Annotated in this window: 24 protein-coding genes and 1 tRNA gene; 19 read left to right on the plus strand and 6 right to left on the minus strand. The window is 69.9% G+C overall.

The features are described from left to right. The first annotated feature begins 4 nt into the window (after positions 1–4). From ACFE7H_RS04895 to ACFE7H_RS04910, 4 genes are all read left to right on the plus strand, one after another. On the plus strand, positions 5–1,162 hold the full coding sequence (locus ACFE7H_RS04895; protein WP_375400098.1) for a pyridoxal-phosphate-dependent aminotransferase family protein: 1,158 nt from the start codon (positions 5–7) through the stop codon (positions 1,160–1,162). A 99-nt stretch (positions 1,163–1,261) separates the two neighbouring features. Continuing rightward, positions 1,262–1,975, plus strand: a complete 714-nt coding sequence (locus tag ACFE7H_RS04900) for an IclR family transcriptional regulator (RefSeq protein WP_375400099.1) — start codon at positions 1,262–1,264, stop codon at positions 1,973–1,975. A gap of 103 nt (positions 1,976–2,078) precedes the next feature. Further along, a complete protein-coding gene (locus tag ACFE7H_RS04905; RefSeq protein WP_375400100.1) occupies positions 2,079–2,942 on the plus strand; it encodes an aldo/keto reductase in 864 nt (287 codons plus the stop codon). 56 nt (positions 2,943–2,998) lie between these two features. Further along, entirely contained in the window at positions 2,999–3,895 is an 897-nt protein-coding gene (locus ACFE7H_RS04910) for an SDR family oxidoreductase (protein WP_375400101.1), read from the plus strand. A 217-nt stretch (positions 3,896–4,112) separates the two neighbouring features. Here the strand turns inward: ACFE7H_RS04910 and ACFE7H_RS04915 are convergent, their stop codons facing one another. Then, positions 4,113–4,430: a helix-turn-helix domain-containing protein gene (locus ACFE7H_RS04915; RefSeq protein WP_375400102.1), complete on the minus strand. Its 318-nt coding sequence runs from the start codon at positions 4,428–4,430 to the stop codon at positions 4,113–4,115. Positions 4,431–4,552: 122 nt separating this feature from the next. Beyond that, positions 4,553–5,164 carry an ATP-dependent Clp protease proteolytic subunit gene (locus tag ACFE7H_RS04920; RefSeq protein WP_375400103.1) on the minus strand — a complete coding sequence of 204 codons (612 nt, stop codon included), beginning with the start codon at positions 5,162–5,164 and terminating at the stop codon, positions 4,553–4,555. 390 nt (positions 5,165–5,554) lie between these two features. On the opposite strand from ACFE7H_RS04920, the gene ACFE7H_RS04925 reads away from it, so the two are divergent. The 4 genes from ACFE7H_RS04925 (at position 5,555) to ACFE7H_RS04940 (ending at position 8,855) form a co-directional block, all read left to right on the plus strand. Next, complete coding sequence (locus ACFE7H_RS04925; RefSeq protein ID WP_375400104.1) at positions 5,555–6,868, plus strand: hypothetical protein; 1,314 nt, start codon at positions 5,555–5,557, stop codon at positions 6,866–6,868. 384 nt (positions 6,869–7,252) lie between these two features. Continuing rightward, on the plus strand, positions 7,253–7,963 hold the full coding sequence (locus ACFE7H_RS04930; RefSeq protein WP_375400105.1) for an HNH endonuclease: 711 nt from the start codon (positions 7,253–7,255) through the stop codon (positions 7,961–7,963). A 206-nt stretch (positions 7,964–8,169) separates the two neighbouring features. Further along, positions 8,170–8,625, plus strand: a complete 456-nt coding sequence (locus ACFE7H_RS04935) for a hypothetical protein (RefSeq protein ID WP_375400106.1) — start codon at positions 8,170–8,172, stop codon at positions 8,623–8,625. A gap of 38 nt (positions 8,626–8,663) precedes the next feature. Beyond that, complete coding sequence (locus ACFE7H_RS04940) at positions 8,664–8,855, plus strand: integrase (RefSeq protein ID WP_375400107.1); 192 nt, start codon at positions 8,664–8,666, stop codon at positions 8,853–8,855. Between the two features lie 42 nt (positions 8,856–8,897). On the opposite strand, the gene ACFE7H_RS04945 is transcribed toward ACFE7H_RS04940, so the two are convergent. From ACFE7H_RS04945 to ACFE7H_RS04955, 3 genes are all read right to left on the minus strand, one after another. Further along, positions 8,898–8,969: transfer RNA gene (locus ACFE7H_RS04945), tRNA-Arg, on the minus strand. 60 nt (positions 8,970–9,029) lie between these two features. Next, positions 9,030–9,674, minus strand: a complete 645-nt coding sequence (locus ACFE7H_RS04950; RefSeq protein WP_375400166.1) for an NADPH-dependent F420 reductase — start codon at positions 9,672–9,674, stop codon at positions 9,030–9,032. A gap of 93 nt (positions 9,675–9,767) precedes the next feature. Further along, positions 9,768–10,460 carry a hypothetical protein gene (locus ACFE7H_RS04955; protein ID WP_375400108.1) on the minus strand — a complete coding sequence of 231 codons (693 nt, stop codon included), beginning with the start codon at positions 10,458–10,460 and terminating at the stop codon, positions 9,768–9,770. Between the two features lie 121 nt (positions 10,461–10,581). Here ACFE7H_RS04955 and argS point away from each other — a divergent pair, with 121 nt between their 5' ends. The 11 genes from argS (at position 10,582) to ACFE7H_RS05010 (ending at position 23,867) form a co-directional block, all read left to right on the plus strand. After that, the gene (argS, locus tag ACFE7H_RS04960; protein WP_375400109.1) at positions 10,582–12,255 is read left to right on the plus strand and encodes an arginine--tRNA ligase; all 1,674 of its coding nucleotides are present in this window, start codon (positions 10,582–10,584) and stop codon (positions 12,253–12,255) included. Between the two features lie 48 nt (positions 12,256–12,303). After that, positions 12,304–13,089, plus strand: a complete 786-nt coding sequence (locus ACFE7H_RS04965; RefSeq protein WP_375400110.1) for a DUF2993 domain-containing protein — start codon at positions 12,304–12,306, stop codon at positions 13,087–13,089. 260 nt (positions 13,090–13,349) lie between these two features. Next, positions 13,350–14,840 (plus strand): diaminopimelate decarboxylase, encoded by a 1,491-nt coding sequence (lysA, locus tag ACFE7H_RS04970; protein ID WP_375400111.1) that lies wholly within the window; start codon positions 13,350–13,352, stop codon positions 14,838–14,840. Then, positions 14,837–16,144 carry a homoserine dehydrogenase gene (locus ACFE7H_RS04975; RefSeq protein ID WP_375400112.1) on the plus strand — a complete coding sequence of 436 codons (1,308 nt, stop codon included), beginning with the start codon at positions 14,837–14,839 and terminating at the stop codon, positions 16,142–16,144. The genes lysA and ACFE7H_RS04975 overlap by 4 nt, the downstream gene beginning before the upstream one ends. A 107-nt stretch (positions 16,145–16,251) precedes the next feature. After that, the gene (gene thrC, locus ACFE7H_RS04980; protein WP_375400167.1) at positions 16,252–17,343 is read left to right on the plus strand and encodes a threonine synthase; all 1,092 of its coding nucleotides are present in this window, start codon (positions 16,252–16,254) and stop codon (positions 17,341–17,343) included. Beyond that, positions 17,340–18,281, plus strand: coding sequence for a homoserine kinase (gene thrB / locus ACFE7H_RS04985; RefSeq protein WP_375400113.1), 942 nt, complete (start codon positions 17,340–17,342; stop codon positions 18,279–18,281). The genes thrC and thrB overlap by 4 nt, the downstream gene beginning before the upstream one ends. 227 nt (positions 18,282–18,508) lie before the next feature. Next, positions 18,509–20,743, plus strand: a complete 2,235-nt coding sequence (rho, locus tag ACFE7H_RS04990) for a transcription termination factor Rho (RefSeq protein WP_375400114.1) — start codon at positions 18,509–18,511, stop codon at positions 20,741–20,743. Then, a complete protein-coding gene (prfA, locus tag ACFE7H_RS04995; protein WP_375400115.1) occupies positions 20,740–21,831 on the plus strand; it encodes a peptide chain release factor 1 in 1,092 nt (363 codons plus the stop codon). Before rho ends, prfA begins: the two co-directional genes overlap by 4 nt. 86 nt (positions 21,832–21,917) lie before the next feature. Further along, positions 21,918–22,784, plus strand: a complete 867-nt coding sequence (gene prmC / locus ACFE7H_RS05000; protein WP_375400116.1) for a peptide chain release factor N(5)-glutamine methyltransferase — start codon at positions 21,918–21,920, stop codon at positions 22,782–22,784. Positions 22,785–22,867: 83 nt separating this feature from the next. After that, on the plus strand, positions 22,868–23,272 hold the full coding sequence (locus ACFE7H_RS05005) for a PPOX class F420-dependent oxidoreductase (protein ID WP_375400117.1): 405 nt from the start codon (positions 22,868–22,870) through the stop codon (positions 23,270–23,272). Between the two features lie 46 nt (positions 23,273–23,318). Next, positions 23,319–23,867, plus strand: a complete 549-nt coding sequence (locus ACFE7H_RS05010; protein ID WP_375400118.1) for a YbhB/YbcL family Raf kinase inhibitor-like protein — start codon at positions 23,319–23,321, stop codon at positions 23,865–23,867. Positions 23,868–23,914: 47 nt separating this feature from the next. Here the strand turns inward: ACFE7H_RS05010 and ACFE7H_RS05015 are convergent, their stop codons facing one another. Beyond that, positions 23,915–24,340: an ester cyclase gene (locus tag ACFE7H_RS05015; protein WP_375400119.1), complete on the minus strand. Its 426-nt coding sequence runs from the start codon at positions 24,338–24,340 to the stop codon at positions 23,915–23,917. Positions 24,341–24,431: the final 91 nt, after the last annotated feature.

Here is a 24,431-nt window from a genome sequence, read left to right on the forward strand (position 1 = left end):
GACGTTGGTCCGGTTGGATTTCACCCTCGCCGCGGGGCCGACAGTCGCCTCCCCGCGCACGCTTGCGGCGCTCGGGATGCCGATCACCTACCACTACGACCCCGACTTTCTCGCGCTGTTCCGGCGGACCGAGCGCAAGGTCGCCGAGCTGTTCCGCACGAAGAACGACGTCGTGCTCATGCAGGGCGAGGCCATCGTCGGTCTCGAGGGCGCTGCGCGTTCCCTGGTGCGGCCCGGCATGCACGTGCTCAATCTCGTGCAGGGCGTGTTCGGGAAAGGCATGGGGTACTGGCTCACCGATTTCGGCGCCGTGCTCCACGAGATCCAGGTTCCGTACAACGAGGCGGTCGATCCGGAAGCGGTGGAGCAGTACCTCGATGCGCACCCCGAGGTGGAGCTGGTCACCCTGGTCGCGTCGGAGACCCCGTCGGGAACCGTGACCGACATCGCGCGGATCGGACCGATCTGTCGATCCCGTGGTGTCCTGACCCTCGTGGACACCGTCTCCGGAGTCGGCGGGATGGAGTTCTTGACGGACGACTGGGGTCTCGACGTCTGCGTCGCCGGCGCCCAGAAGTGCCTCGGGGGCCCTCCCGGCGTCGCCCTCGTGACCGTGAGCCCAGCTGCGTGGGATTCGATGCTCGCGAATGATCATGCGCCGCGGTCTTCCTATCTTTCGCTCATCGACTGGAAGACGAAGTGGCTCGAGGGTGGCGCCTTCCCGTACACGCCCTCGGTCTCGGACATGCACGGCCTCGAGGCATGCCTCGACGAGATCCTGGAGGAAGGGGTGGATGCGTCGATCGCGCGTCACTTCGCCTCGGCCGAGGTCGCCCGCGCAGGTGTCCGGGCCATGGGCCTCGAGCTGTGGCCGGTCAGCGACGACATCGCCGCCTCGTGCGTGACCAGCGTGCGCCTGCCCGACGCCGTCGACCACATCGCGGTCCGTACGCACGTGCGCGAACGCTACGGTGTGATGCTGTCGAGTGGTCAGGGCGCCGGCAACCTCATTAGGGTCGCTCACATGGGTCCGACGGCCAGCGGTCTCCATCCCGTGGTCGGCGTTGCTGCGCTCGGGCGGAGCCTCGTTGATCTCGGGCAGCACGTGAAGGTCGGCGACGGGGTCGAGGCGGCGCTCGCTTTGCTCAGTAACCAGCAGTGAAGAGCGGTGGCGTACGCGCTCGGGTTTTGACGGTGACCGGTCAGAGAGGTGTCGAGGATGGCCTCTCAGCGGACTAAGGGGGTCGACAGCGCGCGTCGCGTGCTCGAGATCCTGCTGCAATTCAGCGAGAGCAAACCCGAGCTGACGGTGGACGAGATCCTCGAGATGCACGGCATCTCGTTGCCGAGTGCCTATCGCTATCTGTCACTGCTGCGCGAGATGTACCTCATCGAGGAGCGGGGCAAGGGTTCCTACGTGCTGTCGCCGGAGATCCTGCAGCTGGCCCAGGCCGCGGAACGTACGCTCGACTACCGCGTGGAGGCCCAGCCCGTACTCGACAGGCTCGCGGCATCGACCGGCGAGACCGCCCTCTACCTGCGCCAGCTCAACGATGCGGCGGTGTGCCTGACGATCTCCGAATCAGATCACGCCATCAGCATCTCCTTCCGGCCGGGTCACGTGATGCCGCTCCACGCCGGTGCCGGAGCGAAGGTGCTGCTCGCAGGGTTCACCGACGCGCGGCGCGCGCAATATCTCAATCGGCTCACGCCTCCGCTCGACCCCGCCGTGCGGGAGCGGCTGGACAAGGACCTCGACACGCTTCGCGATACCCATTTCTCGATCAGCGAGGGCGAGGTCGACGAGGGTCTGTGGGCGTGCGCTGCCCCGGTCCACGCGCGGGGCCAGCTGGTCGGTGCAGTCTCGGTGGTCGCGCCCGCGTACCGCGTCGACGAGGACGCGCGCGCCAGCATCGGCGTTGCCGTTCGGGCTGAGGCGAAAGAACTCGAGGCGGTGCTGGCAGAGGCGCGCTGAGCATCTGCCAGTCCAAGGAACGACTCCGGACAGAACCGAGGAGTTCCAACCTCCGGCTCGGTGGCTGCGTGAGTGGTCCAGGCCCGACGGGCAGGCTGGGCCCATGGCTGACATCCCCATCCCGACTCGCGCCGTCCTCACCCCGGAAGGGACCGTGGGGGCAGGTGCCCGCCTTCCCGCGATCGGCCTCGGTACCTACGGTCTGCGCGGAGCCGCGGGTGTCGCCGCGGTCGGTACCGCCATCGACGCGGGCTTCCGGTTGCTGGACACCGCCTTCAACTACGACAACGAGGGCGCCGTCGGCCGCGCGATCATCGACTCGACGGTGCCTCGCGACGAGTTGATCTACTCGACCAAGCTGCCCGGTCGGTACCACGGATACGAGCTTGCGCTGCAGGCCGTCGAGGAGAGCCTGTTCCGGAGCGGGCTCGACCGCCTGGACCTCGTGCTCATCCACTGGCCGAATCCGTCAGTGCGCAAGTACGTGGAGGCGTGGCGGGCACTCGTCGAGGCGCGCGAACGCGGACTCGTTCGCATGATCGGCGTCTCCAACTTCCTGCCCGAGCACCTGGACCGCATCATCGGCGACAGCGGCGTCGTCCCGGTTCTGAACCAGATCGAGGTGCACCCGTACCACCCGCAGGACGAGGTGCGAGCGGCGAACGCGGAACGCGGCATCCTCACCGAGGGCTGGTCGCCGCTCGGCGCGAGCAGCGATCTGATCGGCCACGACATTGTCACCGGGATCGCGGAGGCGCACGGCACGTCGCCCGCGCTCGTGCTGCTGGCCTGGTCGATCGCCCTCGGGGTGATCCCGCTGCCGAAGTCTGCGACCGCGGCGCGTCAGGCAGCGAACCTCACCGCGTTCGATCTCGAACTCGGCGCCACCGACCTCGACCGCTTGCGCCGGCTCGCCGGTACCGACGGCCGGCGACACTCCGACCCGAGTGAGCACGAGGAGATGTAGCAGGCAGGATGACAGCACCGGTTCCTCCGCAGAGCCACGTTCAAGGAGACCATCGCATGCGCGTGTTCATCACTGGAGCTTCCGGCTGGATCGGATCCGCCGCCGTCGACGAGTTGTTGGCCCACGGGTACGACGTCACGGGACTGGCGCGATCGGACACGTCCGCCTCCGCCCTCGAGGCGAAGGGTGCGACCGTGCTGCGCGGGGACCTCGACGACCTCGACAGCCTGCGTCGCGGGTCGCAGGACGCCGACGCCGTCATCCACCTCGCCAACAAGCACGACTGGGCGAACCCCGCCGAGTCGAACCGTGCCGAGCGGGCCGCTGTGGAGACGATCGCCTCCACCCTGGTCGGCTCGAACCGTCCGTTCCTACTGGCCTCCGGCGTTGCGGGGCTGGCGCAGGGCCGCCCATCGACCGAGCAGGACCCGTCGCCCTTCAGCGGCCCGGAAGCGCCGCGCGGCGGTACCGAGAACCTGGCGCTGGACTACCTCGACCGCGGGGTGAAGTCGATCAGTCTGCGCTTCGCGCCGACCGTGCACGGCATCGGCGATCACGGTTTCATCTCGCTCATCGTCGCGGCAGCTCGCGAGAAGGGCGTCTCGGGGTTCGTCGGTGATGGGACGAGCGGGTGGGCGGCCGTGCACCGCACTGATGCGGCGACGATGATCCGACTCGGACTCGAGAAGGCTCCGGCCGGCTCGCTGCTGCACGCCGTCGGTGAGACCAGCGTCGCGACGAAGGACATCGCCGAAGCGATCGGCCGCGGCCTCCGCCTCCCCGTCGAGTCGATCGATCCCGCCGACGCGGTCACTCACTTCGGCTTCATCGGCGGATTCTTCGCCCTGGACCTCTCGTCGACCAGCACCATCACCCAGCACCTGTTCGACTGGACCCCCACCGGCCCGACCCTGCTCGACGACATCACCGCCGGCGCGTACTTCGAGGTCTGAGCGTCACGCCAGGCAGCGCTTCACGCGGGGTCGACGCTCGCGCAGACCATTCGTTGCAGCGCTCGGTGGGCCGATCTGAAGCCCCCAGTCGGTCACATCAGCGTGACGCGGACCAACGCCCCGCGACGATGTCGGGCTCATCTTTGAGCGGCCCTCGGTGCGTGCGGTGAACCACCCCATGGCCGCACTCTTCTCCGCCCCGTCCGCGACGACGAGGTCAGGCCGCGAGCGTGAAGTCGCCTCGGTGCGGCGCGACGGGTGCGGCGGTGCGCTCCTCGCGCAGCTGCTCCGCGACGGCCGCGGTCAGGTCGAGCAGCGTCGTCTCGAGTGCCGCGGCGATCGCGGCGACGACCTCGCTCGAGGGCTCCTTGACGCCGCGTTCGACCTCGGACAGGTACTGCACGGACAGGTTGGCGCGCCGGGCGACGGCCCCCAGCGTCTCCTGACGAGCGCGGCGGAGTGCGCGCAGTCGATGGCCGAGGAGGTGGCGCCAGAGTCGTTCGGGCTTTCCGGAGAAGGTCACGACTGCAGTCAAGCGGCCGACTCCTCCGTCCGCCCGGTGTTCTGCTCTCAGCAGAAGCCGTCTACCCCTGCATGCCCTCGAGGATCGTCTGCTCCTGCCCGATCTCGGGAGGCAGGAGGAGATGTCGTCCACCTTCAGCTGCGGGAGACCGCGACCGGGACGCTGCGGTCGGTGCCTCCTCCGCCCGCGACGTCTGCGGCGGACGACCGGATCTGGTCGACGAAGCCGTAGTCCAGGGCCTCCTCGGCCGTGAACCACCGGTCGCGGTCGCCGTCCGCGTCGATCTGGGCGACCGTCTTGCCGGTCGCCTCCGCGGTGATCTCGGCGAGCCGGCGCTTCATGGCGATGATGATCTGCGCCTGCGTCTGGATGTCGCTCGAGGTGCCGCCGAACCCGCCGTGCGGCTGGTGCAGCAGGACCCGCGCGTTCGGGGTGATGTAGCGCTTGCCCTTCGTGCCCGCTGTGAGCAGCATCTGTCCCATCGAGGCCGCCATCCCGATGCCGACCGTCACGACGTCGTTCGGCACGAACTGCATGGTGTCGTAGATCGCCATCCCCGCGGTGACCGAGCCGCCGGGGGAGTTGATGTAGAGGTAGATGTCGCGCTCGGCGTCCTCCGCCGCGAGCAGCAGCAGCTTCGCCGCGATCTCGTTCGCGTTGTCGTCGCGCACCTCGCTGCCCAGCCAGATGATCCGGTCGCGGAGCAGGCTGTCGAACACGTTCGGGGTGATGGCGGGACCGTCCATGAGCATCGTTCCTTGTCGTCGATCAGCAGGAGGAGGGCGCCGGCTCGCTTCCGAAGGAGCGCGGTGCGACGACGGTAGAGCCCGCTCAGGCGGCGTCGGCTCGCTTCTGCTGAGGGCAGACGAGGGCGCCCGGAGGACCCGTGGGTGCGGCGAGCGCGGTGCGCAGCCGTCTCACGCGCATCGCACTGATCCTCGTCGGTGTGATCGCGCTGGCCATCGGCCCGGTGGCACGCATCCATCGGGCGGGTAGAAGACCTGGTAGAGCGCGTGTTTCTACCAGGGGATTATTCTATCTCCAGACCAAAGGCATGCCGAAAGCACTCCGCAAGTAGCTGGGCGTGGCTAGGCTGCCCGGGACGTCACCCAGCGTCGTGCTAACAGGAGACCCTCTTGAGTGACCAGGCAAGCGACTCGGAACCGCGCGCTACGCCCGAACTCTTCGAGGAAGTCGAGGACGAGTCGACGGAGATTGAGGATGAGTCCGCCGAATCCGAAGACGCCGCGGACACGGCGTCGGACGGCGGCTCGGAACCATTGGTACCTAAGCCTAGGCGCACGCGCCACGTGCGTTTGTTCCCTGCACTGTCGTTCAAAGAAGCGCTGTTCCTCGCTGAATCCATCCAGCTTCACGGTGCAGGGCAGCCGATCCGTCGGCTCACACTCTTTGAATCTCTCAACCGCGCGGCAGAGGGAGGCACCACACGAAAGCTCATCACCAGTAGTGGGCAGTACGGCCTGACGACCGGCGCATACAACGCCGACTTCCTTGAGCTCACCCAGCTCGGATCTATCGCGTCGAATCCCGATGCTGCCCCAGCGGCAAAAGTTGCGGCGCGCTTCAAGCTCGCGATTGAAACCGTCGCACCGTTCAAATTTATCTACGATCGCTACCGTGGGAACCGACTTCCCACCGTCGAGGTGTTGCGCGACGCAGCGCGCGAGGCGGGCATATTTGAGGATCTGGTCGCGGAGTGCATTGAAACATTCCTGGCTAATGCACGCGAGCTTGGTGTTATTAGGACCATTGGTGGTTCTGAACACCTCGTTCCCATCGAGGCTGTTGTGGAGCGCATGGATGACGGTGGCGTCGCTATGGACGCGACGTCCTCGGAGCGTCCCGTTCGTGCTCCGGGCGGGACAAGTGGGGCAGCCCTCACCTCTAGTGCTCCTGCGTCGCGACGAGGAGCCCGTGTTGGGGACGAGTTTGACGACGTTTGCTTTGTGATCTCGCCCATCGGCAGTCCCGGTTCCGCTGAGCGCAGGCATGCGGATTTGGTCCTTACGGCCTTGATCGAGCCTGCGCTGAAGGACTTGGATCTTCGTGCAGTTAGAGCCGACGGGATCAGTAAGCCCGGATTGATCACTGGTCAAGTGATGGAGCACGTCGCAAAATCAAGGCTGGTCATCGCGGACCTGAGCTTTAGCAACCCAAACGTCTATTACGAGCTCGCTTTGCGGAATGCAACCCGCAAACCCGTCGTGCAGTTGATACGCACGGGCGACAAGCTTCCGTTTGATGTGGGGCAATACCGCACGGTCGAGATTGACATGACCGATATATACGTGCTCGTTCCTCAAATCGACTTGCATCGCCAAGAGATCACCCGTCAGGCGCGAGCTGCTATTGCAGAAGGCGCAACCTCTGAAAGTCCGTTGTCTCAATTCTATCCAGCCTTCTGGGACCATATCCTTCCGCGTGCTTAGTCAGCCCCGCGCCATGAAGGCTTCGAACCGGCTGCAATTTCCGGACCCAGTTCCCGAATACGTGAAGGAGCGTGTCCCCTTGCTCGCAGGCTTCCGGAAGTCGCACTCACTCGGTTAGCTAAAGGATCCTGCAGGCGGTCTATCTGTACGGAGTGTTCTGCGAGGACCAGATGCTCGTGGGTTGCTCAGCCGTCTAGAGCATGTCGCTCCACAAGCGGTCACGCGGACGAGGTCACGCCGCACGCCGGGTACTCCCGGTACGCCGAGCCGGCCACTGCTGACCTGTCCGCGACCAGCAGTTCACGCGCCGTGCCGACCGGCTGCATCGGTTCGAGAGAGCGAGACAGCCGCTTCGTAGGATGACGAACTCATAGAAGGAGACCGATGCCTCGCAATTTCTCGTGGACCGAGGATGAGGTACTCCTGGTGGCCGACGCGGTCGACCGCGCTGATTGGACGGGCGTCCGTGCCACGTCAGAGGTCGCGACGAAGCTGTCGGATCTGCTCCGCGGGGCCAGGATTCATCCCCTGGAGGGCCGACCCGACGACTTCCGCAGCTCGTCGAGTGTGCAGCGCAAGGCGGAGGACATCAGGACCCTGCATCCTGACTACACGGGCGTTCCTACTCGCGGCGGCAGCCTCACAGCGGCTGTCGTAGAACGCTGGCTCCATGATCCTGCGGCAGGGCGCCGCGACGCGGCGGTCGCGCGGAGACTTATGGAGAGCGGCGAGGCCCTCGACCCTGCGATAGACCAAGACGCTGAGGCGAGCGAAGGTCGCCTAATAGCGGCATGGGTTCGTCGTCGGGAAAGGGACCCCGCCATCCGGCGACGCAAGCTCGAGCACATCGCCGAGACCGGTCGACCTCGAGACTGCGAGGTCTGCGGCTTCAACTTCGACCGCGTCTACGGAGCGGACCACGCGGTCGGCTACGTCGAGGTTCACCACGTCGTGCCGCTCCACGTAAGTGGACTAACCAGCACACGGCTCGATGACCTCGTGCTCCTGTGCGCCAACTGCCACCGCATGCTGCATCGCGGCGGCACCTACACGCCCGGGGACCTTCGGCGAGCGATCGGAGAGCAGCGCCCGTAGAGCCCGTCAGACGGCTCGTAAGCGTCCGCCGCTCGGTTCTCGGTGTAAAGCCACTGCGGTTAGACCGCACGCAGGACACCGCCAATACGCCGAGCCGCTGAGGACGGTCCGGTCCGTGATAAGCAGTTCGCGCGCGGAGCCGGCCGGCAGCATCGGCTCAAGGCGGCCGTGCGGGACGGCGGCTCAAGGTCAAGCCGGCGCGAGGGATGCACCTACCCCGCGTATCGGCGACGCCGAAGCGCTACCTGACCGTGGCGCAGGTGCACGAACTTGCGGAGATCGTCGACGGGATCGGGGCGGGCAAGCAGAACGGTGCCGCGAACGGGTACGGCACCCTCGTCCGCGTCCTTGCCTTCTGTGGTCTGCGCTGGGGCGAGCTGTCCGGGCTGCGCGTCGGCGACATCGACTTCCTCCGCGGCAGGCTCGAGATCCAGCACACCGTCGTGGAGTCCGGGGGAGTGCAGGTCGAGTCGACCCCGAAGGACTACGAGGCGCGCAGCGTTCCGGTAGCGAGGTCGATCCTTAACGAGCTCGCCGTCCTCGTCGCCGGCCGCGGCGTCCAGGAGCGGGTGTTCCGCGGCGCCCGCAGTGGCTCCCGGATCCGCGGCAAAGGTCTTCCGCCCCGGATGCTGCAGCGGCTCACATCGGCGAGCCCAGGCTGACTCCGCACGAACTGCGCCACGCGGCCGCAAGCCTCTCGGTGAGCCTCGGCGCGAACGTGAAAACCTTGCAGCGGATGCTCGGTCACGCGTCGGCCGCGGTCACCCTCGACGTGTACGCGGACCTCTTCGATTCCGACAATAACGCGCTCAGCGTGGTCCTCGATCGCGTAGCTTCGCGTCCATTTCGCGTACACCGGCGCTCTGAGCCGGAAAAGGTGAGGGCCCTATGACCAGTTCACACTCTTTCGGGGTGTGCCCCCAGCTTTCGGCTGTGCCCCCAGCAAGATTCGAACTTGCGCCCCTGCCTCCGGAGGGCAGTGCTCTATCCCCTGAGCTATGGGGGCCAGGTGGGTCCACGGTAGCAGCCGGGGTCACCTCGCCCCGAGTCGCATTGGGGCCGACTATCAGCTCGGCGGGCGGGTGGCAGCGGCCAGGTCGGCGCGCAGCTCGTCGGCCGTGTCGACCGTGACGTAGCCCGGGGTGTCGCGCTGGATGCGCCAGCTCTCCGACAGCGGGCCGCCGTCGACCACGTCGAAGCCGAACTCGTCGATCAGGGCTCGGACGGTCGTGCGGGCGGCCTCGTCGTCGCCGAAGATCGCCAGCGCGCGGCGGCCCGGGGTGCCGGCCGGCGTCGGCTGCTCCGTCAGGTGCGCCGCCATGATGTGGTTGAAGGCCTTCACGACCTTCGAGTCGGGCAGGTGGTGCTGCAGCAACTCCGCGGTCGTCGTCGACTCGGTGTCCAGCGCCGCGATCTGCCCGTCGCGCTGCGGGTAGTAGTTGTTCGTGTCGATCACGATCTTGCCGGCCAGTGGCTCCACCGGCACCTGGTCGATGTGCTTCAGCGGGATCGTGACGACCACCACGTCCCCGTGCTCCGCTGCCTGCAGCGCCGTACCCGCGGAGGCGCCGGCCCCGATGTCCGCGACCAGGTCGGCGAGCGTCTCCGGCCCGCGGGAGTTGCTGAGCACCACCCGGTAGCCGTGCTGCACGGCCAGGCGGGCCAACTGCGAGCCGATGTTGCCGGCCCCGATGAGGCCGATGGTCGAGATTCCGTCAACAGTCATGCTTCGTCGAGCGCCGCACGGCTGCTGTGTATTCCGCGGACGGCATCGGTGCGGCGGATGGGTACGGCCCGATCGGCGTCAGGGCGTTGCGCTGGCGGCGGGCGCGGGCGGAGCGACGGAGTCGGTGACCGAGGGCGAAGGGGTCGGTGAGGGACGAAGCGGCTTGCCCTCCAGCGCGTCGCCGACCGACTGGATGACTCCGCTCGCATCGCCGGGCTCGAAGAACAGCGGCGAGGCCGCCGCGATCCAGTAGCGACCGTGGAACGCGTCGACCTGACCCACCTTCTTGACCAGCTGGAAGTACCCCTCCTCGCCGTAGGTGGGGACGGAGTTGCTGCGCTCGACCAGGTCGTTCTTCAGCAGCAGCAGATCGTGCTTGGAGGGCTTTGCCACCGACACCTCCACCACCGCGTTCGAGGTGCGGTCGATCCAGCGGCACGTCCTGCCCCGCAGTGCTTCTATCCGCGCTGCGTCCGAGCCCGGCTCCGGCTCCGGCTCGGCCGTCGCGAAGTCGCCGCCGAAGCTCGCCAGCACGCTGATCGGTACCAGCACCGCGCACTTCAGCGTCACCGGAGTGGCGTCGCTCGGGGTCGAGGACGGCGCCGGCTTCATCGTCGCGCTGGGCGAGCCGGAGGGGCCGGACGTCGCGGTGCGCAGGGGAGCCGGCGGAGCGACGGGGCTGGACGTGCAGCCGGCGAGCAGGACGACGACCGCGGCGAAGGCAGCGGCAGCGACAGTCGTGCCGAGGGCGCCGACGCGTCGTCCGCTCATTTGATCCGCCCCTGTCCACTCCCGTCCGCCTGGACGGGGCACCCTAGCAACCGCGTGGTCACCGCGACCCCTGCCGCAGCCGCGGGTCGCGATCCCAGGGCTCGCCGTACGATTGAGACCCATGACTCCGGCCGAACTCTCCGAGGCGCTGCGCTCGCTGGTGCAGACCGCGGCCGCCGGCCGCAGCACCGCGATCGACTTGGCCGACGCCGAGTTGGAGCTGGAACGGCCCCGCAACCGTGACCACGGCGACTGGGCCAGCACCGTCGCCATGCGGGTCGGCAAGCGCATCGGCGTGCCCCCGCGCGAGCTGGCGGGCGAGCTGGCGCAGGGCATCGGCAAGCTGAAGGGCGTCTCGGCCGTGCAGGTCGCGGGCCCCGGCTTCATCAACATCACGCTCGACGCCTCCTCCTCCGGCGAATTGGCGCGCACGATCGTCGCGGCGGGCGCCGCCTACGGCACGGGCGAGACGCTCGCGGGCGTGCCGATGAACCTGGAGTTCGTCTCGGCCAACCCCACCGGCCCCATCCACCTGGGCGGCACGCGGTGGGCGGCGGTCGGCGACAGCCTGGCGCGCATCCTGACGGCGCAGGGCGCGGCCGTGACCCGGGAGTACTACTTCAACGACCACGGCGCGCAGATCGACCGGTTCTCCGCAACCGTGCTCGCCGCGATCCTGGGGGAGCCGACGCCCGAGGACGGCTACGGCGGCGCCTACATCGGCGACATCGCCGCTCGAGTGGTCGCGGCCCACGACGGCTCGATCGCGGCGCTGCCGCGGACCGAGGCGCAGGAGGTGGTCCGCGCCATCGGTGTGGACCTGATGTTCGGCGATATCCGCACAGCCCTGCACGACTTCGGCGTCGACTTCGACGTGTACTTCCACGAGAACGAACTCTACGAATCCGGCGCGGTGCAGCACGCGTTCGACCGGCTGCGCGCCGCCGGGCAGCTGTACGAGGCGAACGGTGCGACCTGGCTGCGCAGTACCGCATTCGGCGACGACCGCGACCGGGTGGTGATCAAGAGCAACGGCGAGACGGCGTACATCGCCGGCGACCTGGCCTACTACTTGAACAAGCGGGAGCGCGGGTTCGAGCGCTGCCTGATCATGCTCGGCGCCGACCACCACGGCTATATCGGGCGCCTGATGGCGATGGTGGCCGCGTTCGGCGACACGCCGTACGTGAACCTGGAAGTGCTGATCGGGCAGATGGTCAATCTGGTGCGGGACGGGGTCGCGGTCAAGATGTCCAAGCGGGCGGGCACGGTCGTGACGATGGAGGACCTGGTGGAGGCGGTCGGAGTCGACGCCGCCCGCTACTCGCTGGTGCGCAGCTCCGCCGACTCCGAGTTGGACATCGACCTGGACCTGCTGACCCGGCACACGAACGACAACCCCGTCTACTACGTGCAGTACGCGCACGCCCGCACCCGCTCCGTCGCCCGCAACGCCGTCGCGGCCGGTGTCACCCGCGAGGCGCAGGGCCGCGATGCTTTCGATCCGGCCCTACTCGATCATCCGCGCGAGAACGACCTGCTCGGGGTGCTGGAGCAGTTTCCTCGCCTGGTGCAGCGGGCCGCGGAATTGCGCGAGCCGCATCGCGTCGCCCGGTATCTGGAGGAGCTGGCCGGCGCCTTCCACCGCTGGTACGACGTGTGCCGGGTGCTGCCGCAGGGCGACGCGCCCGTCGAGCCGGTGCATCGCACCCGGCTGGTGCTGAACGACGCGGTCGCCCAGGTGCTCGCGACCGGCCTGGGCCTGCTCGGCGTCACCGCGCCGGAGCGCATGTAGTCGGGCCGGCACGGCGATGACGGATGTGCCGCGGAGGGGGACGACGGGATGACCACGGAGGTGACGGCGGACACCAAGCCCATTCCGGTGGTCCTGCCGCGGCGATCGCGCAGGCGGCGCTGGCTGGCGCCGGTGATCGTGCTGGCGGTCCTGATCCTGCTGGTGGTCGCCGCGGTCGTGGGCGAGGCCGCCTTCCGCGCGACCGCGCAGTCGCAGATCGAGCGGAGTGTGGAGCGCAGCCTGCCGGCGACCGTGACGGGCGCCGTGCATGCGCGGGTTGACGGGTTCTCGTCGCTCTGGCAGTGGGCGCACGGCTCGTTCGACCACGTGCACCTGACGAGCGATCTCACCATCAGCGGCCAGAAGGCGGCCGCGACCATCGACGCGTACGGGCTGCCGGTCTCCGGGACGGGCCCGGTTGCGCGGGCGACCGGCACGCTCCGGCTCAGTCAGGGTCTGATCCGCGCCGTCACGCCGCGCTCCGCCGGTATCGGTGCGCTGACGCTGCGCGAAGGCAGCGTCGCCACCACGGTCGTGAAGCCGATCCTGGGCATCCCGGTCACGGTCGCGCTCACCCTGGTCCCGGCCGTCCGCGGCGGCTCGGTGCATCTGACGCCGACCGCGGCGCAGTTGAAAGCCGGGCCGATCAGCCTGCCGGGCATCGCTCTGATCAAGCTGCTGCTGCCGGACGGCGTCTCCGTGTGCACCGCGAAGTACCTGCCGCCGACGCTGCACCTGACCAGCATCGCGAGCCACCCCGGCAGCGCCACGGTGACGTTCGCGGGGGAGCAGCTCGACCTCGGCACCCTCGGCACGACGACCGGCCACTGCTGAGAGGGGCGTCCTCCCGACTGCCGCCGATCTCGCGCGGTACGTACGCGTTCACGCGGTGGGCATGCGCACCGCGTGAAGGCACAGGTACCGCGCGAATCCTCCGGAAGGGCGTGGGAGTCCGGCTCCGGTGGTTCGGGGCCTGATCAGGGGCGGGACTGATCCCGAGCGGCGCGCCCGGCGTGCCGTAGGCTTGGGTGCGGCTTCAGGGGTCGATCCGGATCCGCTCGCCGCACCTGACGACCAGTCCTTTTGAGGTGTGTGTGACCCCGCTGAACTCGGCCCCGGCTGTCGCGGCAAGCCCGCTGGCGCCCGCGTGGCTGACCCCGCCCGACGACCAGAACGCGCTCGATCCTCGGGTCTGGCCCGCCACCGCGCAGCGCGACCAGGACGGTGCGCTGCGCATCGGCGGCGTCTCCGTCGTCGAGCTCGCCGACCGCTTCGGCACGCCGCTCTACGTGCTCGACGAGGCCGACGTCCGCGACCGAGCGGCGGCCGTCCTGCGCGCGTTCCAGCAGGCGGCGGCGTCCGCCGGCGTGCGCGCACACGTCTACTACGCCGGCAAGGCATTCCTCTCCGTCGCGGTCGCCCGCTGGATGCAGCAGGCCGGCCTGCGCATCGACGTCTGCACGGGAGGCGAGCTGGCCGTCGCGCTGGCCGCGGGTGTTGATCCGGCCCGACTCGGCTACCACGGCAACAACAAGTCGCGCGCCGAGATCGACCGCGCCGTGCAGGTCGGAGTGGGTGCGATCGTGCTCGACAGCGTCGCCGAGATCGACCGCGTCGCCGACGCCGCCGACCGGCACGGCCGCACCCAGCCGGTGCGCCTGCGGGTCAACTCCGGGGTGCACGCCTCCACCCACGAGTACCTGGCGACCGCCCGCGAGGACCAGAAGTTCGGCATCGCCCTGCCCGACGTGCCCGGCGCCGTGACCCGCATCCGGGCCCGCGCCTCCTTGAGGTTCCTCGGCCTGCACTCGCACATCGGCTCGCAGATCGCGGCCGTCGACGGGTTCGCGGAGGCCGCCCGACGCCTGCTCACCGTGCACCGCGACCTGCTGGCCGGCGGAGACGTCCCCGAGCTGAACCTGGGCGGCGGCTTCGGCGTCGCCTACACCGCGGCGGACGATCCGGCGCCGATCGACCGGCTCGCCGCCGACCTGGTCGCCGTCGTGCAGCGCGAGTGCATGGCGCTCGGCATCCCGGTACCCGACCTGGCCGTGGAGCCCGGCCGGTCGATCATCGGACCGGGCGGCGTGACGCTGTACACCGCCGGCACCGTGAAGGACGTCGAGGTGGCGCTGCCGGCCGGCGGTACCGCGCCGCGGCGCTACCTGTCGGTGGACGGCGGGATGAGCGACAACGTGCGTGCCGCCCTGTACGGCGCGGACTACACAGCGTTGCTCGCCTCCCGCACCGCCGGTTCGGATGCGGTGCTGACCCGCGTCGCCGGCAAGCACTGCGAGAGCGGCGACGTCGTGGTGCGCGACGCCTACCTGCCCGGCGACATCGACGAGGGCGACCTGGTCGCCGTCGCCGTCACCGGCGCGTATCACCACGCCCTGGCCAGCAATTACAACCTGATCGGCCGGCCGCCGGTCGTCGCCGTTCGGGAGGGGCGGGCGACCGTGCTGGTGCGCGGCGAGACCATCGACGACCTGCTCGCCCGTGACACCGCGTTCGACGGCAGCGCCTCGAACGGCACTGCGGTCGATGGGACCGACGCTCGGGACAGCGCCGGGGACACCCTATGAACGCCCGGCAGCAGGTGATCCGCGTCGGCGTGCTGGGCGCCGGCACGGTGGGCGCGGAGGTGGCCGCCCGGCTGATCGGCGATCGCGACGAGATGCGCGCCCGCGTCGGCGCCCCGGTCGAGCTTGTCGGCGTGGCCGTGCGCGACCTCGACGCGCCCCGGCACCCCGCCCTGCTGCGCGAGCTGCTGACCACCGACGTGCGCAGCCTGATCCTGTCGTCCAACATCGTCGTCGAGCTGATCGGCGGCATCGAGGACGCCCGCGAGTACGTGCTGCTCGCGCTCGACAGCGGCGCCGATGTGATCACCGGCAACAAGGCGCTGCTCGCCACGCACGGGCCGGAGTTGTTCGCAGCCGCCGAACGGGTCGGCGCACAGCTGGCCTATGAAGCGGCCGTCGGCGGCGCGATCCCGATCGTCCGGCCGCTGCGGGACAGCCTGGCCGGCGACCACGTGCAGCGGATCCTCGGCATCCTGAACGGCACGACCAACTACGTGCTGGACCGGATGGACGAGCACGGCGACTCCTTCGAGTCCGCCCTGGAGCGCGCCACCGAACTGGGCTACGCCGAGGCCGATCCGACCGCCGACGTCTCCGGCGCCGACGCCGCCCAGAAGGCGGCGCTCCTCGCCGGCCTCGCGTTCCACACCAGCGTGCCGCTCGACGCGGTACCCGTGGAGGGGATCGAGCACGTGACGCTCGACCAGGTGGCGGCCGGCCGCGCGAGCGGACACGTGGTCAAGCTGCTGGCCATCTGCGAGCGGTTGACCGATCCCTCCGGCGCCCCCGGCATCAGCGCGCGCGTGCACCCCGCCCTCATCCCGCGCAGCCATCCGTTGGCCGCCGTGCACGGCGCGAACAACGCCATCTATGTGGAGGCGTCCGCCGCGGGCAGCCTGATGTTCTACGGCGCGGGCGCGGGCGGCCCCGAGACCGCCTCCGCGGTGCTCGGCGACCTGGTCTCGGCAGCCCGCCGGCACGTGATCGGCGGCCCGGGCCTGCTGGGCTCGGTGTCGGCGGCGCTGCCGGTGCTCGACCCCGGCCTCGTGACGACCAGATACCAGGTGACGCTCGACGTGCGCGACGAACCGGGCGTCCTCGCCTCGCTGTCGGCGGTCTTCAGCCGGCGCGAGGTCTCCATCGAGACGGTCGTGCAGTCCCGAGCGCCCGGTTCCGGCACCGCTACCCTGGTGGTCGGCACACACCGGGCGTCGGAGTCGTCGCTGGCCGCCACGGTTCAGGACCTGTCGCGAGCCGGCGAGGTCGCCGCCGTGCGCGGTGTGCTCCGAATCGAGGGCGAGTGACCGGCGGCCCGGCCGGGGTCGCCGCCGCGCCAGCAGCATCCACGAAGGGCATGGCCGTGACAGCAGCGCCGACACAGGTCGACCCCAGGCGGGTCCCGGGCCGGGTCATCTCCCGGCAGTGGCGCGGGGTGCTGCGCGAGTACGCCGACCGGCTGGATGTCACCGAGGCGACCCCCGTGATCACGCTCGGCGAGGGCGGCACGCCGCTGATCGAGGCGCCGGCCCTCTCCCGCCGCACGGGCGCCCGGGTCTACGTGAAATTCGAGGGGATGAACCCGACGGGCTCCTTCAAGGACCGCGGCATGACCATGGCCATCTCCAAGGCGATCGAGCACGGCGCGCAGGCCGTCATCTGCGCCTCCACCGGCAACACCTCCGCCTCCGCCGCCGCCTACGCCACCCACGCCGGCATCACCGCCGCGGTGCTGGTGCCGGAGGGCAAGATCGCACTCGGCAAGTTGAGCCAGGCCATCGCCCACGACGCCCAGCTGCTGCAGGTGCAGGGCAACTTCGACGACTGCCTGGAGCTGGCCCGCGAGCTGGCCGCGCACTACCCGGTGCACCTGGTGAACTCCGTGAACAACGACCGCATCGAGGGCCAGAAGACCGCGGCGTTCGAGGTGGTCGAGGTGCTCGGCGACGCGCCGGACTTCCATTTCGTCCCCGTCGGCAACGCCGGCAACTACACCGCGTATCACCGCGGCTATCGCGAGGAGGCGGACCGGGGAGTGGTCACCCGCCTGCCGCGCATGTTCGGCTTCCAGGCCGCGGGCAGCGCGCCGATCGTGGAAGGACGTATCGTCCGCAATCCCGAGACGATCGCCAGTGCCATCCGCATCGGCAACCCCGCTTCCTGGCAGCTCGCGCTGGCTGCGCGGCAGGACAGCGACGGCTACTTCGGCGCCATCGACGATGCCGGCATCCTGGCCGCGCACCGCATCCTCTCCGCCGAGGTGGGCATCTTCGTGGAACCCGCCAGCGCGATCAGCGTCGCCGGCCTGTTGGAGCGTGCCGAGGCCGGCGCCATCCCGGCGGGCTCCACCTGCGTGCTCACGGTGACCGGGCACGGGCTGAAGGATCCGCAGTGGGCGCTGAAGGGCGCCGACGGAGTCGACGTCGCCCCGGTCAGCGTGCCGGTCGACGCCGCCGCTATCGCGGGCGTCCTGGGCCTGACCGGGCAGCCGGCGGGAGCCGTGTGACGTCGCTCCTCCCCGGCACCGCGGTGACGGTGCAGGTTCCGGCGACCACCGCGAACCTGGGCCCGGGCTTCGACACCCTGGGGCTCGCCCTCAGCATCTACGACACCCTGACCGTGCAGGTGACGGACAGCCCCGGCGTGCACGTGGCGGTCACGGGAGTCGGTGCGGGCGTGGTGCCGACCGACGCCACCAACCTGGTAGCCCGTGCGATCGCCGCGGCGTTCGACGCATTCGGTCAGCCGATGCCCGGGCTGGCGCTCACCGCGCACAACACGATCCCGCACGGCCGGGGCCTCGGTTCCTCGGGCGCGGCGATCGTCTCCGGAGTGGTCGCCGCGCAAGCGCTGCTGGAAGGCCTCGTGGACAGCTCCGACGAGCAGCTGCTGGCGGTCGCGACCGCCATGGAGGGGCACCCCGACAATGTCGCGCCCGCCCTGTTCGGCGGTTTGACCATCGCATGGGTGGGCGCGGGCGGTCCGCAGCACAAGAAGCTGCTGGTGCACCGGGGGGTCTCGCCGCTGGTGCTCGTGCCCGAGCACACCATGTCGACCGAACTCGCCCGTAGCCTGCAGCCGCAGTCGGTTCCACACGAGGACGCGATCTTCAACGTCTCCCGATCGACTCTGCTGATCGCGGCGCTCATCCAGTCGCCGGAGCTGCTGCTGGACGCCACTGAGGATCGGCTGCACCAGTCGTATCGCGCCAGCGCCATGCCCGAAACGGATCGCCTGATCGCGCTGCTGCGGGCCGCCGGTCACGCCGCCGTCGTCTCGGGTGCCGGGCCGTCGATCCTGGTGCTCGGCAGCGATCCCGGCGAACGCCTGAGCGCGGCCCAACTGGTCACTGATCAGGCCGACATGGTGTGGCAGGCGCTGCTTCCCGCCGTGGATATCCGTGGTGCTACTGTGATATCGCACACGGTTCCCACCGCGCGCTGACCCGCCTCCGCCTTGAACGTGCACTCGCACGGCTCGTCGGTGGAGCGAGACAGCACCTGGCCCATCCCCGTCGTATCGACGGGGGATCCATGGTTCGGCGGGATCCGGCGGCAGCGGGTGGGGCATCCGCTACACGTATGGGCTCCATCAGCGGGCCGTGCACAGCTCGGACAGCGGGAACCTCCCGCCGCGAGCGATTCAGGGGCGCAAGGACCCCATCACCACACGTGACCGAAGTCGATCGACGCGCGACCGAAGCGGATTCCCGCTTCCCCTCGCCACGCACCCACGCCCAGCTGAGCGCACTGCGCCTCACCGAACTGCGTGAGATCGCGGCGTCCCTCGGCCTCGGTTCCGTCTCGACACTGCGAAAGGGGCCGCTCGTGGACGCAATCTCGAACGCCACCACCGAAGAGAACACAATCGAATCCGATAGCGCGGAATCGGAGAGCGCCGAAGTCAGGACCGAGGCTCTGCAGAGCTCCGATCCGGAGACCACCGCCGATGAGCCGGCGGTGCCGCCCGCGCAGATCGAGGTGCTGCCGCCCGAGACGGTGCCCGCCGAGAATGGGCCCGCCGAGGAGGGTCAGGCCGAGGCGCCCGCAGAGCCGAATCCGGTGCCGTTGCCCGCGGACAGCGCCGCCGCCGAGGTGGCGGAACCAGCTCCCGGCGAGGCCGGCGTCGAAGCGCCGAGGTCTGCTCGCGATCACACGAACCAGGGCCTGACCGGCATCGCCGAGGACCTGCAGGAACTGCGTCGGCGCGAGACCGGCGAGCCGCCCGCGGAGGGCCAGCACGACGGCACGGTCCCGGTCGAGACGACGGCCGACAGTGCCGGTGATGGCGCCAGTGGCCGTGCCGAAGCCGAGAGCAGCGCCGGCGATGGCGCGGTCGCCGCTGACGGAGGCGAGGAGCCTCGCGCAACCGAGCAGGGCGAGGGCCGTCGTGGCCGCGGCCGTGGCCGCAATCGCGGACAGGGCGACCGGGCCCAAGGGGATCGCGCACAGAGTCAGCAGGGCGGCCAGCAGCAGGCGGCCGAGAAGCAGAGCGGCCAGCAGTCAGGCGCGCAGCAGTCCGGTGGCCAGCAGGCCGCCCAGAAGCAGGCCGAGCCGGCCGAGAAGCCGGACGGCGATGCTCCGCAGCGCCAGCAGGGCGGGCAGCAGAACGGCCAGCAGAGCGAGCGCCAGCAGCAGAGCGAGCGGCAGCAGCAGGACGGCGACGGTCGCGGACGCGGCCGGTACCGCGACCGCAAGCGTCGTGGCGCGGGCGTCGACCCCGACGAGCCCGAGATCTCCGACGACGACGTGCTGATCCCGATCGCCGGGATCCTGGACGTGCTCGACAACTACGCATTCGTGCGCACCTCCGGGTATCTGCCCGGACCGAACGACGTGTACGTGTCGCTCGGCCAGGTGAAGAAGTACGCGCTGCGCAAGGGCGACGCGGTGGTGGGCGCCATCCGCCAGCTGCGCGACGGCGAGTCCGGCGGTCGCCAGAAGTACAACGCGATCGTGAAGGTCGACTCGGTGAACGGCCTGCCCGTGAACGAGGCGGAGGAGCGGGTCGAGTTCGGCAACCTGACTCCGCTCTACCCACAGGAGCGGCTGCGACTGGAGACGGATCCGCAGAAGCTGTCGGGCCGCATCATCGATCTGGTCGCCCCGATCGGCAAGGGCCAGCGCGGTCTGATCGTCTCGCCGCCCAAGGCCGGCAAGACGCTGATCCTGCAGTCGATCGCGGGAGCGATCGCAACGAACAACCCCGAGGTGCACCTGATGGTCGTGCTCGTCGACGAGCGGCCCGAAGAGGTCACCGAGATGCAGCGCAGCGTCAAGGGCGAGGTCATCGCCTCCACGTTCGACCGGCCCGCCGAGGATCACACCACGGTCGCGGAGTTGGCCATCGAGCGTGCCAAGCGCCTTGTGGAGCTGGGCTACGACGTGGTCGTGCTGCTCGACTCGATCACCCGGCTCAGCCGCGCCTACAACGTCTCGCTCCCCGCGTCGGGCCACGTGCTGCCCGGCGGCGTCGACGTCGCGGCGCTGCACCTGGCCAAGCGGTTCTTCGGCGCGGCGCGCAACATCGAGAACGGCGGCTCGCTGACCATCCTCGCCACCGCGCTGGTGCAGACGGGCTCGCCGACCGACGAGGTGATCCTGGAGGAGTTCAAGGGCACCGACAACATGGAGTTGCGCCTCTCCCGCGAGCTGGCCGACAAGCGCGTGTTCCCCGCCGTGGATGTGGCCGCCTCCGGCACGCACCGCGAGGAGATGCTGATGGGCCCCGACGAGGTCACGGTCACTTGGCAGCTGCGACACGCGATCGCCGGGCTCGACACCGGTGCCGCGCTCGAGGTGGTGCTGAACAAGCTCCGGGAGACCGGCACGAACGTCGAGTTCCTGGTGCAGATGCAGAAGTCGCTGCCCGCCGGCACGAACGGGCCCGCCGGCCGCAGCGAGTGAGCGGCGGCTTCGACTCCGTCGCTCCGCTCGTCGCCGAGCACGCCGACCTGGAGCGGCAGCTGGCGGAGCCGGGACTGCACGCGGACGCGGGGCGGGCGCGCCGGGTCGGCCGTCGGTATGCCGAACTCGGCCAGATCGTGGCCGCATACGCGACCTGGCGTCAGTACCGGGACGACCTTGCAGCCGCGCGCGAACTCGCGGCCGAGGACCCGGCCTTCGCCGTCGAGGTGCCGGATCTCGAGCTGGCCGAGCACGAGGCGGCGGAGCGGCTGCGGCGTCTGCTGATCCCGCGCGACCCCGACGACGGCCGCGACGTGATCATGGAGATCAAGGCGGGGGAGGGCGGCGAGGAGAGCGCCCTGTTCGCCGGCGACCTGCTGCGCATGTACCTGCACTATGCGGAGTCGAAGGGCTGGAAGACCGAGCTGCTGGAGCGCACCGAGAGCGACCTGGGCGGCTTCAAGGACGTGCAGGTCGGTATCAAGGGGCGGTCCACCGATCCCGCCGAGGGCGTCTGGGCGCACCTGAAGTACGAGGGCGGGGTGCATCGCGTGCAGCGCGTGCCGAGAACCGAGGCGCAGGGCCGCATCCACACCTCCGCCGCCGGCGTGCTCGTGTTCCCCGAGGTGGACGAGCCCGAAGAGGTCGAGATCAATCCGAACGACCTGAAGATCGACGTCTTCCGCTCCTCCGGGCCGGGCGGCCAGAGCGTGAACACGACCGACTCCGCGGTGCGCATCACCCACGTGCCGACCGGCATCGTGGTGTCGATGCAGAACGAGAAGAGCCAGCTGCAGAACCGGGAGGCCGGCATGCGCGTGCTGCGCGCCCGGTTACTGGCCGCGCAGCAGGAGGCGGCCGACGCGGAGGCCTCGGCCGCACGCCGCAGCCAGATCCGCACCGTGGACCGCTCCGAGCGCATCCGCACCTACAACTACCCCGAGAACCGGGTGGCCGACCACCGCACCGGATACAAGGCCTACAACCTGGACGCGGTGCTGGACGGTGCGCTGGAGCCGATCGTGCAGTCCGCGATCCTGGCCGACCAGGACGCCCGCCTCGCCGCGCTCGGCGACGGCACGGCGTGACCGATCGGGCCGCCGAACATCCTGCTGATCGGGCCGCCGATCACCCCGTCGACGCGGCGGGGCCGGCGGAGGTCCCTACCGTCAGCATGGAGCAGGTGCTGCGCTCCGCGGCCGAGGTGCTGCGCAGCGCGGGCGTCGAGGCGGCACGGGTGGACGCCGAGTTGCTGCTCGCGCACCTGCTGGGGACCACCCGCGGAGCGCTGCAGGCGATGGCGCTCACCGGCGTGCACATGCCGGACCCGATCCGGCAGCCGTTCGCCGACCTGGTCCGACGACGCCAGGCGCGGGAGCCGCTGCAGCACCTGACGGGCCGAGCGCCGTTCCGCACCCTTGAGCTCGCCGTCGGCCCAGGGGTGTTCGTGCCGCGGCCGGAGACGGAAGTCGTGGCGCAGCACGCGATCGACGCGCTGCGGAGAGTCCGTGGTCGTCGGCGCGACGCGCGGCGCCCTGCTGCAGTCGACCTCGGCACGGGTTCCGGCGCGATCGCCCTGGCGCTGGCGGCGGAGGTACCGGGTGCCGAGATCGTGGGCATCGAGCGGTCGCCCGCGGCGTACGAGTGGGCGGTCCGGAACGCCGAGTCGATCGCCCTGCCGAACGTCCGCATCCTGCTCGCGGACCTGGCCGATGCGCTCCCGGAGCTGCGCGGCGCGGTCGACGTGGTGGTCTCGAATCCGCCGTACGTCCCGGAGGACATGGTCCCGCGCGATCCGGAGGTGCGCCTCCACGACCCCGCGGTCGCGCTGTACGGCGGCCCGGACGGTCTGGACCCGATGCGCGCGGTGATCGCGACCGCCCGCCGCCTGCTGCGCTCCGGCGGCACCCTGGTCGTCGAACACGGCGAGGCCCAGGGGCAGCAGGTGCGATCCCTGCTCGACGCCGTCGACTGGCGCGACGCCGCTACCCACCCCGACCTGACAGGCCGCGACCGCCTCACAACCGCCGAGCGCCGGTAGAGCCCCCCGCATCCCGCGGACTGGCGCGCGACCTCAGCGGGAGCGCTCGGCGCTCGCCACGGCGGGCGGCATACGCTGCCCGGATGACCGAATCGAAGCCCCTCGAGGGCGACCTGCTCGAACTGTTACGCGGTGGCGGCATCTGCTACCTCGCGACGACGATGCCGGACGGCTCGCCGCAGGTGACGCAGACGTGGGTGGACACCGACGGCGAGCACGTGCTGATCAACACGGTGCAGGGCTTCGTGAAGACCCGCAATGTGGAGCGCGATCCGCGGGTCGCGCTCACGGTCTCGAGCGCCGACAACCCGTTCCGGTACTTCCAGGTGCGGGGCCGGGTCCTCGAGCGGCGCACCGAGGGCGGCGCGGAGCACATCGAGATGCTGTCGCAGCGCTACACCGGAGGGCCCTACGCCTGGTACGGCGGACGGGACCAGCAGCGCGTCATCCTGGTCATCGATCCGCTGCACATCTCCGGCCAGGGCTGATCGAGCCGCTCAGGCTGCGCCGAGCGGCCCTGCATACGGTGCGGGCATGAGCGATCGCGACTACGACCCCTACGCCCGACTCGATCCGGTGCCGTCCTTCTCGGTGACCAGCACCGATGCGACCGACGGACAGCCCTTCGCCGCCGCCCAGTACGGCGCCGACTCCGGTGGCAGCGACACGTCGCCGCAGTTGGATTGGACGGGTGCGCCGGCCGGCACGCAGAGCTTCGCCGTGACCATGTACGACCCGGACGCACCGACCGGATCCGGATTCTGGCACTGGGCCGTCGCCAACCTGCCGGCGACGGTCACGTCGTTGCCGAGCGGTGCGGGATCGAGCGGCGGCAGCCTCCCGCAGGGAGCCCTGGTGCTGCCGAACGAGTTGCGCGTGCCCGGCTATGTGGGCGCCGCACCGCCGCAGGGCACGGGCGTGCACCGCTACTTCGTGGTCGTGCACGCGGTGGACGTGCCGACGCTCGAGGTGGACCCGCAGTCGACTCCGGCGGTGCTCGGCTTCAACCTGCACTTCCACACCCTGGGTCGCGCCATCCTGATCGCCACGGCGGAATTCGGGGGCGCTGGCGCCTCCGAATGATGAGCACTGCCGGGGGCGCTCGCGCCCCCGGCAGCGTGAGGTGAGCGTCAGGCGAGGCCGAGCTGCTGCAGGATGCCGAGCTGGTCGGTGGAGCCCCAGCGCTCGACGATCTTGCCGTCCTCGAACTTGGCGACCTGGATCCCGCGCACCGTGAAGGTCTTGCCGGTCGCCTCGTGGCCGAGGAACGTGCCGGTGTGCTTCGCGGAGACGCTGAGCACCGCGGTCACGAAGTCCTCGGTCGCGATGACCTGCGCAGGCTGGATGTCGATCTCGCTGAACGCGTCGCCGAACGACTGCCAGAAGGCGCCGATGCCACTCGGGCCCGCGGGCTGGTCGGGAGCCGGGTCGTGGTCGACGAAGTCGTCGGTCAGCACCTCGGACAGCTTGTCGAACTGCCCCGTGCCGATCAGTTCGCCCATCCGGCCCTGGGTCTGCAGGTTGGTCTGTGCCTTGTCCTCAACGTCGGTGGCCATGCCGTACTCCTTCTGGTCGTGGTTGATGTTCGTGGTCTTCCGGGCGAATCATCGCTTCGTAGCAATCGGCAACGGTCGTCAATATTGTGTA

The organism is uncultured Amnibacterium sp., assembly GCF_964250715.1.
In the GTDB taxonomy this organism is placed as follows: Bacteria; Actinomycetota; Actinomycetes; order Actinomycetales; family Microbacteriaceae; genus Amnibacterium.